Below are 15614 nucleotides of genomic sequence, written 5' to 3' on the forward strand. Positions count from 1 at the left end.
CTGCCCCCGTCACGGGACCACCGGTCTAAGTTCCCTTAGCAGAAGCGCTTTTGCGCCTGAAGGAAAGATGAACAAAGGTTGATCCTGCATCGCAACAGGCAATCAAAGCAGCAAAAAGGCCGGCTTTCGCCGGCCTTTTCATTGTCCTCGGTATTCCTACGGATGAACCATCATTCCGCGGGCGGAAGCGCAGGAAGCTCGGCTTCCGGAGCGGGCGACACGACGGCCGCCTGCTTCTCGCGCTCGTCGAGGATCAGCTTGTCGCGCTTCATCGCGACTTCGCGGATCTTCGCCATGGAGGCGCCGGTGCCCGCCGGGATCAGCCGGCCGACGATGACGTTCTCCTTGAGGCCTTCGAGCGGATCGACCTTGCCGTTGACTGCCGCTTCCGTGAGGACGCGGGTGGTCTCCTGGAACGAGGCCGCCGAGAAGAACGAACGGGTCTGGAGGCTCGCCTTGGTGATGCCGAGCAGAACCGGCGTACCCGTAGCGACCTTCTTGCCCTCTTCCTTGGCCTTCTCGTTCAGCGCGTCGAACTCGATCTTGTCGACCTGCTCGCCGGAGATCATGTCCGTGTCGCCCTGGTCGGTGACTTCCACCTTCTGGAGCATCTGACGGACAATCACCTCGATGTGCTTGTCGTTGATGAGCACGCCCTGGAGCCGGTAGACCTCCTGGATTTCGTTGACCAGGTAGGCCGCGAGCTCCTCGATGCCCTTGACCGCAAGAATGTCGTGCGGCGCCGGGTTGCCTTCCACGATGAAGTCGCCCTTTTCGACGACGTCACCGTCCTGAAGGTGGATGTGCTTGCCCTTCGGGATCAGGTACTCGCGCGGCTCGTCGGTCTTGTCCATCGGCTCGATCGAGATGCGACGCTTGTTCTTGTAGTCGCGTCCAAACCGGATGGTGCCCGCGATTTCGGCGATGATCGCCGCATCCTTCGGACGCCGAGCCTCGAACAGTTCCGCCACCCGCGGCAGACCGCCGGTGATGTCACGCGTCTTGGCGCTTTCGGTCGAGACACGGGCGAGGATGTCACCCGGGTTGACCTTGGCACCAACGTCGACCGACAGAATGCCGTCGACCGACAGCATGTAGCGGGCATCGCCGCCACGGGCGAGCTTGAGCACCTTGCCGTCCTTGCCCTTGACCACGATGGCGGGACGCAGGTCCGCGCCGCCGCGGGTCGAGCGCCAGTCGATGACCACGCGCTTGGCGATACCGGTGGCCTCGTCCAGCGTTTCCGAGATCGACTGCCCTTCGACCAGATCCTCGAAGCCGATGGTTCCTTCGACTTCGGTGAGCAGCGGACGGGTGTAGGGATCCCACTCGACGATACGCTGGCCACGCTTGACCATGTCGCCCTCGTCGACGTGCAGACGCGCGCCGTACTGGACACGGTGCGTCGCACGCTCGGTGCCGTCGGCATCGACGATCGCGACCACCATGTTGCGCACCATCGCGACCAGGTGACCTTCGCTGTTGCGGGCGATGGCCTTGTTCCGGATCACGATCTTGCCGTCGAAATTGGCTTCGACGAAAGACTGCTCGTTGAGCTGCGCCGCACCACCGATGTGGAAGGTGCGCATGGTGAGCTGGGTGCCCGGCTCGCCGATCGACTGCGCCGCGATGACGCCGACCGCTTCGCCGTGGTTGACCGGCGTGCCGCGGGCGAGATCGCGGCCGTAGCACTTGCCGCAGATGCCGTTGACGAGTTCGCAGGTCAGCGCCGAGCGGATCTTCACCTCCTGCACACCACCTTGCTGGATGGCGTCCAGATGGCTCTCTTCCATCAGCGTATCGCGCTTGATGATCACCTTGCCGGAGCTGTCACGGATGTCTTCGCAGGCCGTGCGTCCGAGGATGCGCGAACCGAGCGAAGCGACCACGGTGCCGGCATCGACGATGGCGCGCATCTTGATGCCGAGCTTCGTGCCGCAATCGGACTGCGTGATGATGCAGTCCTGCGCGACGTCGACCAGACGACGGGTCAGGTAACCCGAGTTCGCGGTCTTCAACGCGGTGTCCGCGAGGCCCTTACGGGCACCGTGGGTCGAGTTGAAGTACTCGAGAACCGAGAGGCCTTCCTTGAAGTTCGAGATGATCGGCGTCTCGATGATCTCACCCGACGGCTTGGCCATCAGGCCGCGCATGCCGGCGAGCTGGCGCATCTGGGCCGGCGAACCGCGGGCACCGGAGTGAGCCATCATGTAGATCGAGTTGATGTCGGCATCGGCTCCACTCGCCGTCTTCTTGGTGGAGGAGATCTCCTTCATCATCGCCTTGGCGATTTCCTCGGTCGCCTTCGACCAGGCGTCGACGACCTTGTTGTACTTCTCGCCGTGCGTGATCAGGCCGTCGTTGTACTGCTGCTCGAAATCCTTCGCCAGCGTACGGGTGGTGTCGACGATCTTCCACTTGGAGTGCGGCACGACCATGTCGTCCTTGCCGAACGAGATGCCGGCCTTGAACGCATTGTAGAAGCCGAGCGCCATGATGCGGTCGCAGAAGATCACAGTCTCCTTCTGGCCGCAGTGACGGTAGACCTGGTCGATGACGCCGGAGATCTCGCGCTTGGTCATCAGCTTGTTGATGATCTCGTACGAGATGCGCGGGTTCCGCGGCAGCAAATTGCCCAGCATGACGCGGCCGGCGGTGGTCTCGATCCAGCGCTTGGAGACCTTGCCGGTCTCGTCCATGCCTTCCCACCGATACTTGATCTTGGTGTGGAGGTGGATGACCTTCGCATGCAGGGCGTGCTCGAGCTCGGCCATGTCGCCGAACAGCTTGCCCTCGCCGGGCAGGCCTTCGCGCATGATCGAGACGTAGTAGAGACCCAGCACGATGTCCTGCGACGGCACGATGATCGGCTGGCCGTTCGCCGGATGCAGGATGTTGTTGGTCGACATCATCAGGACGCGCGCTTCCAGCTGCGCTTCCAGCGACAGCGGAACGTGCACGGCCATCTGGTCGCCGTCGAAGTCGGCGTTGAACGCGGAGCAGACCAGCGGGTGAAGCTGGATCGCCTTGCCCTCGATCAGCACCGGCTCGAACGCCTGGATGCCCAGGCGATGCAGCGTCGGCGCGCGGTTGAGCAGCACGGGATGCTCGCGGATCACCTCGTCCAGGATGTCCCAGACCTCGGGCCGCTCCTTCTCGACCAGCTTCTTCGCCTGCTTCACGGTGGTGGACAGGCCCTTGGCGTCAAGCCGCGAATAGATGAACGGCTTGAACAGCTCGAGCGCCATCTTCTTCGGCAGGCCGCACTGATGCAGGCGCAGCTCGGGACCGACCACGATCACCGAACGGCCCGAATAGTCGACGCGCTTGCCGAGCAGGTTCTGGCGGAAACGGCCCTGCTTGCCCTTCAGCATGTCGGCGAGCGACTTCAGCGGGCGCTTGTTGGCACCGGTGATGACGCGGCCGCGGCGGCCGTTGTCGAACAGCGCATCGACCGCTTCCTGAAGCATGCGCTTCTCGTTGCGGATGATGATGTCGGGCGCGCGCAGCTCCATCAGCCGCTTCAAGCGGTTGTTGCGGTTGATGACGCGACGGTAGAGGTCGTTGAGGTCCGAGGTCGCGAAGCGGCCGCCGTCCAGCGGCACCAGCGGACGCAGGTCCGGCGGGATCACGGGAACGACGGTCAGGATCATCCATTCCGGCTTGTTGCCGGAGTGGCGGAACGCTTCGACGATCTTCAGGCGCTTGGCGAGCTTCTTGTGCTTGATGTCGGAGTCGGTCTCCTGCATCTCCGCACGCAAGGTCAGCTCGAGCTTCTCGAGGTCCATGCCCTTGAGCAGCTCGCGGATCGCCTCTGCGCCGATCATGGCGGTGAAGGAATCCTGGCCGTACTCGTCCTGCGCCTTCAGATACTCGTCTTCCGACAGCAGCTGACGGTCCTTCAGCGCGGTGAGACCCGGCTCGAGCACGACGTAATATTCGAAGTAGAGGATCCGCTCGAGATCCTTCAGCGTCATGTCGAGCAGCAGGCCGATGCGCGACGGCAGCGACTTCAGGAACCAGATGTGAGCGACCGGAGCCGCGAGCTCGATATGGCCCATGCGCTCGCGCCGGACGCGCGACAGCGTGACCTCGACCGAGCACTTCTCGCAGATGATGCCCTTGTACTTCATGCGCTTGTACTTGCCGCACAAGCACTCGTAGTCCTTGATCGGCCCGAAGATGCGGGCGCAGAACAGGCCGTCGCGCTCGGGCTTGAAGGTACGGTAGTTGATGGTCTCCGGCTTCTTGATCTCGCCGTAGGACCAGGACAGAATCTTCTCCGGGGACGCGATCGAGATGCGGATCTGGTCGAAGACCTGAGCCGGCGTCGTCGGATTAAAGAGATTCATAATTTCTTGGTTCATCGTCTTCTCCTCGCGTACCGGTCGCCTCCGGCCGCAAATTCGAAAATCACTCAAGCGGGGCGCCCTGCCCTCAAGGCATCGGGAGGGGCGCCAATGCCCGGCCGCGAAGGCCGGGCATGAAAGGTCGTATTACTCGGCTGCTTCCGACGTCGGCGCCGGTCCCACCTTGGAATTGTGCAGATCGACGTTGAGGCCGAGCGAGCGCATTTCCTTGACCAGCACGTTGAACGATTCCGGAATACCGGCCTCGAAGGTGTCGTCGCCACGCACGATCGCCTCGTACACCTTGGTACGGCCGGCGACGTCGTCCGACTTCACGGTCAGCATTTCCTGAAGCGTGTAGGCCGCGCCGTAAGCTTCGAGCGCCCACACCTCCATTTCGCCGAAACGCTGGCCGCCGAACTGCGCCTTGCCGCCCAGCGGCTGCTGGGTGACGAGCGAGTACGGACCGATCGAACGCGCATGGATCTTGTCGTCGACGAGATGGTGCAGCTTGAGCATGTAGATGTAGCCCACCGTCACCTTGCGATCGAAGGCATCGCCGGTGCGGCCGTCATAGACGGTCGACTGACCCGAAGCGTCGAGACCTGCAAGCTTCAGCATCTCCTCGATGTCGGCTTCCTTGGCACCGTCGAACACCGGCGTCGCGATCGGCACGCCGCGGCTGAGGTTATGGCCGAGTTCAAGCAGCTCGTTGTCGTTGAGCGTCTTGATCGTCTCGTCCTCGCCGTAGACCTTCTTCAAGGTTTCCTTCAGCGGCTTGATGTCCTGCTTCGACAGGTAAGCATCGACCGTCTGGCCGATACGCTTGCCGAGGCCGGCGCAGGCCCAGCCGAGATGGGTCTCGAGGATCTGTCCGACGTTCATGCGCGAGGGCACGCCGAGCGGATTGAGCACGATGTCGGCGTGCGTACCGTCTTCGAGGAACGGCATGTCCTCGATCGGCACGATCTTCGACACCACGCCCTTGTTGCCGTGGCGGCCGGCCATCTTGTCGCCGGGCTGGATCTTGCGCTTCACCGCGACGAAGACCTTGACCATCTTCATCACGCCGGGCGGCAATTCGTCACCGCGCTGAAGCTTCTCGACCTTGTCGAGGAAGCGCTGCTCGAGCCCCTTCTTCGACTCGTCGTACTGCTTCCGCATGGCCTCGATCTCGGCCATCAGCTTGTCGTTCGGCGAAGCGAACAGCCACCACTGCGACTTCGGGTACTCCTCGAGCACCGCACGGGTGATCTTGGTGTCCTTCTTGAAGCCCTTCGGGCCCGCAATGCCCTGCCGTCCCTCGAGGAGCTCGGCAAGACGGTTGTAGACGTTGCGGTCCAGGATCGCCTGCTCGTCGTCGCGGTCCTTGGCCAGACGCTCGATCTCTTCCCGCTCGATCGCCAGCGCACGCTCGTCCTTGTCGACGCCGTGACGGTTGAACACGCGGACTTCCACGATCGTGCCCTGCACGCCCGGGGGAACGCGCAGCGAGGTGTCGCGAACGTCGGAGGCCTTTTCACCGAAGATGGCGCGCAGAAGCTTTTCTTCCGGCGTCATCGGGCTCTCGCCCTTCGGGGTGATCTTGCCGACCAGGATGTCGCCGGCGCGCACTTCCGCACCGATGTAGACGATACCGGCTTCGTCGAGGTTCTTCAGCGCTTCTTCCGAAACGTTCGGAATGTCGCGGGTGATTTCCTCAGGCCCGAGCTTGGTGTCGCGGGCCATCACCTCGAATTCCTCGATATGGATCGAGGTGAAGACGTCTTCCTTCACGATCCGCTCGGAGAGCAGGATCGAGTCTTCGAAGTTGTAGCCGTTCCACGGCATGAACGCGACAAGCACGTTACGGCCGAGCGCGAGTTCGCCGAGATCGGTCGACGGACCGTCAGCGATGATGTCGCCCTTCTTGACGATATCGCCCACCTTCACCAGCGGACGCTGGTTGATGCAGGTCGACTGGTTGGAGCGCTGGTACTTCATCAGCCGGTAGATATCGACGCCCGACTTGGTCGGATCGAGATCTTCGGTGGCGCGGATGACGACGCGGGTCGCGTCGATCTGGTCGATGACGCCCGAACGGCGTGCCGCGATCGCAGCACCCGAGTCACGCGCAACCACGCCTTCCATGCCGGTGCCGACGAACGGCGCCTCGGCGCGAACCAGCGGCACCGCCTGGCGCTGCATGTTCGAGCCCATCAGCGCACGGTTGGCGTCGTCGTTCTCGAGGAACGGGATCAGCGCCGCGGCGACCGAAACGAGCTGCTTCGGCGACACGTCCATGTAGTCGACCTTGTCCGGCGTCACCGGCAAGACTTCGCCGGCGTGACGGCAGACCACGAGGTCTTCGGTGAAGCGGCCCTTCGGATCGAGCGGCACGTTGGCCTGCGCGACCGTGTAGCGGCCCTCTTCCATCGCCGAGAGGTACACGACCTCGTCGGTGACGCGGCCGTCCTTGACCTTGCGATAAGGCGTCTCGACGAAGCCGTACTTGTTCACGCGCGCGAAGGTGGCGAGCGAGTTGATCAGACCGATGTTCGGACCTTCCGGCGTCTCGATCGGGCAGATGCGGCCGTAATGCGTCGGATGCACGTCGCGCACTTCGAAGCCGGCGCGCTCGCGGGTCAGACCGCCCGGTCCAAGTGCCGACAGGCGACGCTTGTGGGTGATCTCCGACAGCGGGTTGGTCTGGTCCATGAACTGCGAGAGCTGCGAGGAGCCGAAGAACTCGCGCACGGCGGCAGCCGCCGGCTTCGCGTTGATCAGGTCCTGCGGCATGACCGTGTCGATGTCGACCGAGGACATGCGCTCCTTGATCGCGCGCTCCATGCGCAGGAGGCCGATGCGGTACTGGTTCTCCATGAGCTCGCCGACCGAGCGCACACGGCGGTTGCCGAGATGGTCGATGTCGTCGATCTCGCCCTTGCCGTCGCGCAGATCCACCAGCGTCTTGATGACGGAGAGGATGTCTTCCTTGCGCAGCGTGCGCTGGGTGTCGGGCGCATCGAGGTCGAGGCGCATGTTCATCTTGACGCGGCCGACCGCGGAGAGGTCGTAACGCTCGGCGTCGAAGAACAGCGACTGGAACATCGCCTGCGCCGAATCCAGCGTCGGCGGCTCGCCCGGGCGCATCACGCGGTAGATGTCGAACAGCGCGTCTTCACGCGTCATGTTCTTGTCCGCCGAGAGCGTGTTGCGGATGTAGGCGCCGACATTGACGTGGTCGATGTCGAGCAGCGGCAGTTCCTTGTAGCCGTGCTCGTTGAGGGCCTTCATCGACTTGTCGGTGATTTCCTCACCGGCTTCGGCGTGGATTTCACCCGTCTTCGGATTGACGAGGTCTTCGGCGAGGTAGTTGCCGACGAGCTCCTCATCCGACAGACGCAGAGCCTTGAGCCCCTTCTCCTGGAGCTGGCGGGCGGCGCGGACGGTGAGCTTCTTGCCGGCCTCGAGCACGACCTTGCCGGTGTCGGCGTCGATCAGGTCGTTGATGGTCGAGTAACCGCGGAAACGGTTGGCGTCGAACGGAACGCGCCAGCCTTCCTTGGTCCGCTTGTAGAGGATCTTCTTGTAGAACGTCGACAGGATCGCCTCGCCGTCGAGGCCGAGGGCGAACATCAGCGACGTCACCGGAATCTTGCGGCGACGGTCGATACGCGCATAGACGATGTCCTTGGCGTCGAACTCGATGTCGAGCCAGGAGCCGCGATACGGGATCACGCGGGCAGCGAACAGCAGCTTGCCCGACGAATGGGTCTTGCCCTTGTCGTGGTCGAAGAACACGCCCGGCGAACGGTGCATCTGCGAGACGATGACGCGCTCGGTGCCGTTCACGATGAAGGTGCCGTTCATCGTCATGAGCGGAATGTCGCCCATGTAGACGTCCTGCTCCTTGATGTCCTTGACCGACTTCGCGCCGGTTTCTTCGTCGATATCGAACACAATGAGGCGCAGCGTCACCTTGAGGGGAGCCGCGAAGGTCATGCCGCGCTGGCGGCACTCGTCGACGTCATATTTCGGCTGCTCGAACTCGTAGCGGACGAATTCCAGCATCGAGGTGCCCGAGAAATCCGAGATCGGGAACACCGAGCGGAACACGGCCTGCAGGCCCTCGTCGAGGCGCCCGCCGACGGGTTCGTCGACCATCAGGAACTGGTCATAGGACGCCTTCTGAACCTCGATGAGGTTCGGCATCTCGGCGACTTCCTTGATGTGTCCGAAGAACTTGCGAACGCGTTTGCGACCGGTGAATGTCTGCTGCGCCATCGTGGCCTCTCATTTCGTCGCCCGCTCTGGGCGCGCCGTCCGGAACGCGGCTGCCACCGCTCCCCGGGTTGAATTTTTCGAACCCGTTTTGGGGGACCGAAAATCCAGTTTCAGGCCGTCATGTCCTGAATCTGTTCTTCAGACCTTCAAAACGCAAAACGACGCGCGGGGCGCATAGGCACGCCCGCCCGTCACAACGATCTTCTTCACGGACTGCAAAAGCCCGAAATAGCCTGCTCTCCCAACGGCTTACAGGGAAATCCGGCATCCCTGCCCACCGCGCTTTCGTGCTGCCGACCCGATATGGGGCGACAATAGTGGAGATTCGAGGGGTATACCCTCAAATCCCCACACATTTTCGTGTTCGGCCTGCGTCGGGACGATCCGTCGCACGCCTTTTGCATCCGGCCCATCCTTTTGAGGGATGAACCAAGGTCCCGAGCCATGGCCCGGAACCCCGCCAGTAAGCGTTGCTTACTTGAGCTCGACCTTCGCACCAGCCTTCTCGAGCTGGACCTTGATCTTGTCGGCCTCTTCCTTGTTCACGCCTTCCTTGACAGGCTTCGGCGCGCCCTCGACGAGGTCCTTTGCTTCCTTCAGGCCCAAGCCGGTGATGGCGCGGACTTCCTTGATGACCTCGATCTTCTTGTCGCCGGCGCTGGCGAGAACGACCGTGAACTCGGTCTTCTCTTCCGCCGGAGCGGCGGCAGCGCCACCACCAGCCGGGCCGGCCACGGCGACGGCCGCGGCAGCCGAAACGCCCCACTTCTCTTCGAGGAGCTTCGCGAGTTCGGCAGCTTCGAGCACGGTGAGGCTCGAGAGGTCGTCAACGATCTTCTGCAAGTCAGCCATTGTTCAGTTTCCTTGAGTGTAAGTCTGGTTCGGGTTTGAGTTTTGCGAAGGGCGTCAGGCCGCTTCGCCCTTTGAGGCATGAGCCTGGATGACGCGCGCGAGCTTGCCCGCGGGCGCGTTGGCGAGCTGAGCGATCTTGGTCGCCGGGGCCACAAGCAGGCCGACGATCTTGCCGCGCAGTTCATCAAGCGACGGCAGCGAGGCAAGCGCCTTCACGCCGTCGACATTCAGGACGGTCTTCCCCATCGAGCCGCCGACGATGACGAACTTTTCGTTCGCCTTGGCGAATTCGATGGCGACCTTTGGCGCCGCTACCGGATCGTTCGAAGTGGCGATCACGGTCGGTCCCTTCAGCATGGGGCCGATGGCAACGACGTCAGTGCCTTCAAGAGCAATTTTGGCGAGACGGTTCTTCGAGACCTTCACCGAGGCACCCGCCTGCTTCATCTGCTGGCGCAGCTTCTGCATCTGGGCGACGGTGAGGCCGGAATATTGAGCAACGACCGCGACGCTCGTGGTCTTGAAGACCCCATTGAGCTGTTCGACCGCTTCCTTTTTTGCCGCTCGTTCCACAGCAAGCTCTTTCCGGTTGGCGGTCATCGCGAAAGCGGGACCGCCGGGTTGCACCCATCGTCCCACCCAAAACCTGAACCTCAGGGCCAAAACCCATCGGACACGCGCCGGGCGAGACGACAATTCAAAGCCTGCCCTCCGGGAGCTCGCTGGAGCCCACGGCGTGTCGAGGTCCGAACCAAACTCCTTCCGCGACCACCCTAAAGTGGGAAGCGAGGTGAAATCCGGTCTTCACCCGTCTATGCAGGCCATGCGATTAAGCCGTTGAGAAATCGAAATTTCCCGCGGGCGCCTGCAGTCTTGGACAGGACAAGGCCAGCCGGCGAACCGCCTGACCTCTGCTCGCACCCCCACCGGCCGATGGATTTTCCTTCCTTTTCGGGCAAATCCTTGCGGACGTCCTGAAAAGGAATGATCTCCTGCGTGTCGGGTTTTCGGAATGCGTGCACGAACGCGCCAGCCAAGGCCGGCACGTCCGGAAGCGGTTCTTTAACCGCTCTCTGCCGGATTGCCAAGAGCAAAATTCACACCAGTTCCAATCCGTTGCCGACCGGGCATGAGGCGGCCTGACAAGGGCCGATTCAGGCCGATTTGACCCCATGGGGCAGCGGCTTGCCCTCGAAAAATGCGCCGAGATTGGCCAGCACGCAGTTCTGCATGGCGACGTGCGATTCGAGGGTGTGGCCACCGATATGCGGGGCGAACACCACGTTGGGGAGCGCGGTCAGGGTGTCGGGGGCGTGAGGTTCCTTCTCGAAGACATCGAGGCCGGCGCCGGCGATGGTCTTGTCGGAGAGCGCTGCGACCAGGGCCTCCTGGTCGATGACCGAGCCCCGCGAAATGTTGACGACGTAGCCGTCGGCACCGAGGCGCCCTAGGATATCGGCGTTGACGACGTGCTGGGTCTCAGCCCCCGCCCGGACCGCGATCATCAGCACGCTGCACCAGTCGGCCAGCGCCTCCAGCGACGGGAAATATTGATAGGGCAGATCGCATTTGCTGCGGCTGAAATAGCCGACCTCGCTCTCGAAGGCGGCGCAGCGCGCGGTGATCTTGCGGCCGATCTCGCCCATGCCGTAGACGCCGATGCGGCGCCCGGGCATCCCCGCCTGCGGGCGCATCATCGGCGACTGCTTCGAGGCCGCCCAATCGCCGCTGCGGACATATTGATCGGCGACCAGGATCCGCCGCGTCGTCGCCAGCATCAGGGTTATCGCGATGTCGGCGACCGAGGCGGCATTGGCGCCGGGGCTGTGACCGACCGCGATGTTGCGGCTGGCTGCCGCCTTCAGGTCGACGCCGTCATAGCCGGTGCCGTAGCAGACGATCGCGCCGAGCTTCGGAAACAGGTCCATCGCCTCGGCGCCGAGCGGCGAGCCGCCGGCCGTCAGCATCGCACGGATGCCGCCGAGTTCTTCCGCCGAAAACACCTCCGTGGCCTTCCTGCCGCCGGTGTCGAGCAGTTCGAACCGCTCGGCGAAGCGCGCCATCATCGTCTTGGGAAAGCGCGAATAGATCAGGACCTTGTCAGCCATTGTTGTTGTTTCCGGTGAGTGCCGTCGAAAATGGAAAGGGGCGGAATCGGTCGCCCGATTCCGCCCCTCGCCTCATGCAATTTCCAAACCTTAGCCGAGGCAAGCCTTAGCCGAGGATGGTGCCCGGCTCGACCTTCACGCCTGGGCCCATCGTCGAGGACACTGCAACGCGCTGGATGTAGGTGCCCTTGGAGCCAGCCGGCTTCGCCTTCGAGACAGCATCGGCGAGCGCCTTGATGTTCTCGACCAGCTTCTCCTCGGAGAACGAGGCCTTGCCGACGCCGGCCTGCAGGATGCCGGCCTTCTCGACGCGGAACTCGACCGAGCCGCCCTTGGCACCCTTCACCGCACCGGTGACGTCCATGGTCACGGTGCCGATCTTCGGGTTCGGCATCAGGCCGCGCGGGCCGAGCACCTTACCGAGGCGACCGACCAGCGGCATCATGTCGGGGGTCGCAATACAACGATCGAAATCGATCGCGCCGTTCTGCACCTTCTCGACCAGGTCTTCGGCGCCGACGACGTCGGCACCTGCGGCCTTGGCTTCGTCAGCCTTGGCGCCACGGGCGAATACGCCGACGCGGAGCGTACGGCCAGTGCCGTTCGGCAGGGTCACGACGCCGCGGACCATCTGGTCGGCGTGACGCGGATCGACGCCGAGATTGATCGCGACCTCGATGGTCTCGTCGAACTTCGCTTTCGCGCGTTCCTTGACCATCTTGATGGCGTCCGCGAGCGGGTAAAGCTTTTCGCGGTCAACACCTTCGCGGGCTTTGTTCAAACGCTTTCCGATTGCCATAGCCGCTTACCCCGCCACTTCCAGACCCATCGAACGGGCAGAGCCCTCGACCATCTTCATGGCCGATTCGATGGTGTCGCAATTGAGATCCTTCATCTTCTTCTCGGCGATCTCGCGCACCTGCGCCTTGGTCACCTTGCCGGCCTTGTCACGGCCCGGCGCCTTCGAGCCGGACTGGATCTTGGCAGCCTGCTTGAGGAAGAAGGACATCGGCGGCGTCTTCATCTCGAAGGTGAAGGAACGGTCCGCATAGATGGTGATGATCACCGGGATCGGGGTGTTCTTCTCTTCCTTCTGAGTCTGGGCGTTGAACGCCTTGCAGAACTCCATGATGTTGAGACCGCGCTGACCGAGCGCGGGACCGATCGGGGGCGAGGGATTCGCCGCACCGGCCGGGACCTGAAGCTTCAGGTATCCGGTCACTTTCTTTGCCATGTATCACTCCTGTTGTGCCGGCCTGGACCGGCGGTTTCAGGTTCGTGGTCTGGGTCGGATGCGGCTGGCAACCGCCCTCTCCCTCCCACGGCCTCTGCTTGCGCGAAAACTTTCGGCCTCGCGCCTTACCCGATCAGACCTTCTCGACCTGACCGAATTCCAATTCCACAGGCGTGGCGCGACCGAAGATCGACACCGCGACCTTCACGCGCGAGCGCGCCTCGTCGATTTCCTCGACCACACCCGAGAACGAGGCGAACGGGCCATCGGCCACGCGCACGTTCTCGCCGATCTCGAACGACACCGACGCCTTCGGCCGTTCCACACCCTCCTGCACCTGGTGCAGGATGCGCATGGCTTCGTTCTCCGAGATCGGCATCGGCTTGTTCTCGGCGCCGAGGAAGCCCGTGACCTTCGGCGTGTTCTTGATCAGATGAAACGCCTCGTCGGTCAGCTTCATCTTCACCAGCACGTAGCCCGGGAAGAACTTGCGCTCGGCGTCGATCTTGCGGCCGCGGCGCACTTCCGTGACCTTCTCGGTCGGAACCAGCACCAGCTCGAACAGCTCTTCGAGCCCGCGCTGCTTGGCCTGCTCGCGGATCGATTCGGCGACCTTCTTCTCGAAGTTCGAATAGGCGTGGACGATGTACCAGCGCTTGTCGGACGATTGGGTTGCGGCGGCTGTTGCCATCAGTGAATGCCCAAAAGGAAGGTGATGAGGTAACGGATGATCTGGTCGGCGGCGAAGAAGAAGATCGAGGCCACGGCGACCATCACGAACACCATGATGGTGGTGATCGTGGTCTCACGACGGGTAGGCCAGGTGACCTTGGCGGTCTCCGAGCGCACTTCCTGCAAGAACTTGAACGGGCTGACTGCCATCGTTTGCGACGCCATTAAGAATTTCAGGGATCCGAACAGCCGCCTGTGGCCCAGCCCTCTGTCTCGAAGGATGAGCCGGAAAACCGGGCTCGATTGTTCGGGGGATTTCAAAGCCGCGCCGGAGATCCGCGTTTAACGGGCCGGCTGCGAGTGCCGGGTATCTACTGCGGATGGGGCCAAAGGTCAAGGTGCGGGCGGGCTGGAATCCACACCGGCCCGGCTGACGGACGTGATGCGGATCAAGGGCTTATGGGCCCCGCATGACCCAGCGCCCGAGCTATTCAGCCCGGCGCCGTCCTGCCTTCAATCCGGATTGTCTGGGATTAGCTGGCAGGAGTGGCAGGGCTCGAACCTGCGACCCCCGGTTTTGGAGACCGGTGCTCTACCAATTGAGCTACACTCCTACGGACCCTTGCGTCGCCGCCGGATCAGGGGCGCTTTCAAGCACAGGGGACGGCCGGATTGCAAGGACGGATTGCAAGGGTGAAGCGCGCTGGCTTCGCTTGTTTGTGCAACGGCTTCTGGGCCACTCTCCGATCCCGATAATCAAGAACAACCGGGAGCCCCCATGACTACCTTAGCGTCGACAGCCGCCGCCCACCCCTCGACCGCGCCAAAAACCCCGTCTCTTCCCGAAGCCAAGCCGGAAACGCTGGGCCTGTCGCGGCCCCGCCTCCAGGCGATGTCGGACGCGTTCAAGCGCGAGATCGACAAGGGAACCGTCCCCGGCGTGACCGTGCTGGTGGCGAGGGGCGGCCAGGTCGGCTGGTTCGAGGCGCTCGGCAAGCAGAGCCCGGCGGGCCCGGCGATGGCGCTTGATTCGATCTTCCGGATCTTCTCGATGACCAAGCCGATCGTCTCGGTCGGCATCATGGCGCTGGTCGAGGACGGCCACCTCCTGCTCGGCGATCCCGTCGCAAAATTCATCCCGGAGTTCGCGGACCAGAAGGTCGGCGTCGTCAGCGGTGGCAAGCTGGAACTGGTTCCACCGAGGCGGCCGATGACGGTGCAGGACCTGCTCCGCCACACCTCGGGTCTCACCTATGAGCACCAGGGCGACGGCCCGGTGCACAAGCTCTACCAGGAGTCCCGCGTCCGCAGCCGCAAGATCACCAATGCCGAGCACGCCGCGCTGGTGGCGAGCTTCCCGCTGGTCTGCCACCCCGGCGACGAGTTCAACTACAGCCGTTCCACCGACATCCTCGGCCGCATCATCGAGGTCGTCAGCGGCAAGTCGCTCGGCACCTATCTCACCGAGCGCATCCTCGCGCCGTTGCAGATGACCGAGACCGGCTTCTCGACCTCAGAGGCCAACGCCGGCCGGCTCGCGCAGCCATTCGAAGCCGATCCCTGGACCGGTGACAAGGTCGCGCTGTTCAACATGCTCGAGCAGCCGGTGATGGAATCCGGCGGCGGCGGCCTGGTCTCCACCACGACGGACTACGCCCGCTTCGCGCTGATGCTGCGCAATGGCGGCACCCTCGACGGCAACAGGATCATCGGCCGCAAGACGCTGGAGCTGATGGCGTCCGATCACCTCGGGCCGCACGTCGTGACCAACGGCACGCTTCTTTCGCCCGGCCACGGTTTCGGTCTCGGCTTCGCCGTTCGCCGCGACGCCGGCATCGCGCCCTTCCCCGGCAGTGTCGGCAACTATTTCTGGAGCGGCATTGCCGGCACGTTCTTCTGGATCGATCCGAAGGAGGATCTGTTCACGGTGTTCATGACCCAGGGACCGGGACAACGCGATTTTACGCGCACGCTGGTGCGGGATCTGGTTTACGCGGCGGTAGAGTGAGGGCGTTCGCTTAGTCGCGCGAGCCGCGAGGCCGCATCCACACACTCACCGTCATGCCCCGGCTTGACCGGGGCATCCAGTACTCCGTAGCGGCAGTTTGTTCACACCACTTCGGCCGCGGAGTA

10 protein-coding genes and 1 tRNA gene are annotated in these 15614 nt (G+C 63.3%); 1 reads left to right on the plus strand and 10 read right to left on the minus strand.

Features of this window, described 5'->3' with window-relative positions:
- Window positions 1-170 precede the first annotated feature (170 nt).
- From rpoC to NLM31_RS26875, 10 genes are all read right to left on the minus strand, one after another.
- Entirely contained in the window at window positions 171-4367 is a 4197-nt protein-coding gene (gene rpoC / locus NLM31_RS26830; protein ID WP_254132190.1) for a DNA-directed RNA polymerase subunit beta', read from the minus strand.
- 129 nt (window positions 4368-4496) lie between these two features.
- Entirely contained in the window at window positions 4497-8615 is a 4119-nt protein-coding gene (rpoB, locus tag NLM31_RS26835; protein ID WP_254132191.1) for a DNA-directed RNA polymerase subunit beta, read from the minus strand.
- A gap of 474 nt (window positions 8616-9089) precedes the next feature.
- Window positions 9090-9467 (minus strand): 50S ribosomal protein L7/L12, encoded by a 378-nt coding sequence (gene rplL / locus NLM31_RS26840; RefSeq protein WP_212092210.1) that lies wholly within the window; start codon window positions 9465-9467, stop codon window positions 9090-9092.
- A gap of 54 nt (window positions 9468-9521) precedes the next feature.
- Window positions 9522-10040 carry a 50S ribosomal protein L10 gene (gene rplJ / locus NLM31_RS26845; protein ID WP_254194196.1) on the minus strand — a complete coding sequence of 173 codons (519 nt, stop codon included), beginning with the start codon at window positions 10038-10040 and terminating at the stop codon, window positions 9522-9524.
- Between the two features lie 581 nt (window positions 10041-10621).
- Window positions 10622-11575, minus strand: coding sequence for a 2-hydroxyacid dehydrogenase (locus NLM31_RS26850; protein WP_254194197.1), 954 nt, complete (start codon window positions 11573-11575; stop codon window positions 10622-10624).
- A 106-nt stretch (window positions 11576-11681) separates the two neighbouring features.
- Window positions 11682-12374, minus strand: a complete 693-nt coding sequence (rplA, locus tag NLM31_RS26855; protein WP_063682741.1) for a 50S ribosomal protein L1 — start codon at window positions 12372-12374, stop codon at window positions 11682-11684.
- A 6-nt stretch (window positions 12375-12380) separates the two neighbouring features.
- On the minus strand, window positions 12381-12809 hold the full coding sequence (rplK, locus tag NLM31_RS26860; protein WP_027554142.1) for a 50S ribosomal protein L11: 429 nt from the start codon (window positions 12807-12809) through the stop codon (window positions 12381-12383).
- 133 nt (window positions 12810-12942) lie between these two features.
- A complete protein-coding gene (gene nusG, locus NLM31_RS26865; protein ID WP_092294124.1) occupies window positions 12943-13500 on the minus strand; it encodes a transcription termination/antitermination protein NusG in 558 nt (185 codons plus the stop codon).
- Window positions 13500-13691 carry a preprotein translocase subunit SecE gene (gene secE / locus NLM31_RS26870; RefSeq protein ID WP_007611620.1) on the minus strand — a complete coding sequence of 64 codons (192 nt, stop codon included), beginning with the start codon at window positions 13689-13691 and terminating at the stop codon, window positions 13500-13502. Before secE ends, nusG begins: the two co-directional genes overlap by 1 nt.
- Window positions 13692-14019: 328 nt before the next feature.
- Window positions 14020-14095, minus strand: a tRNA-Trp gene (locus NLM31_RS26875).
- A 164-nt stretch (window positions 14096-14259) separates the two neighbouring features.
- Here NLM31_RS26875 and NLM31_RS26880 point away from each other — a divergent pair.
- On the plus strand, window positions 14260-15489 hold the full coding sequence (locus NLM31_RS26880; RefSeq protein ID WP_254194198.1) for a serine hydrolase: 1230 nt from the start codon (window positions 14260-14262) through the stop codon (window positions 15487-15489).
- The last annotated feature ends 125 nt before the right edge of the window (window positions 15490-15614 follow it).

Origin of the sequence: Bradyrhizobium sp. CCGUVB4N (assembly GCF_024199945.1) — a bacterium.
Classification (GTDB): domain Bacteria; phylum Pseudomonadota; class Alphaproteobacteria; order Rhizobiales; family Xanthobacteraceae; genus Bradyrhizobium.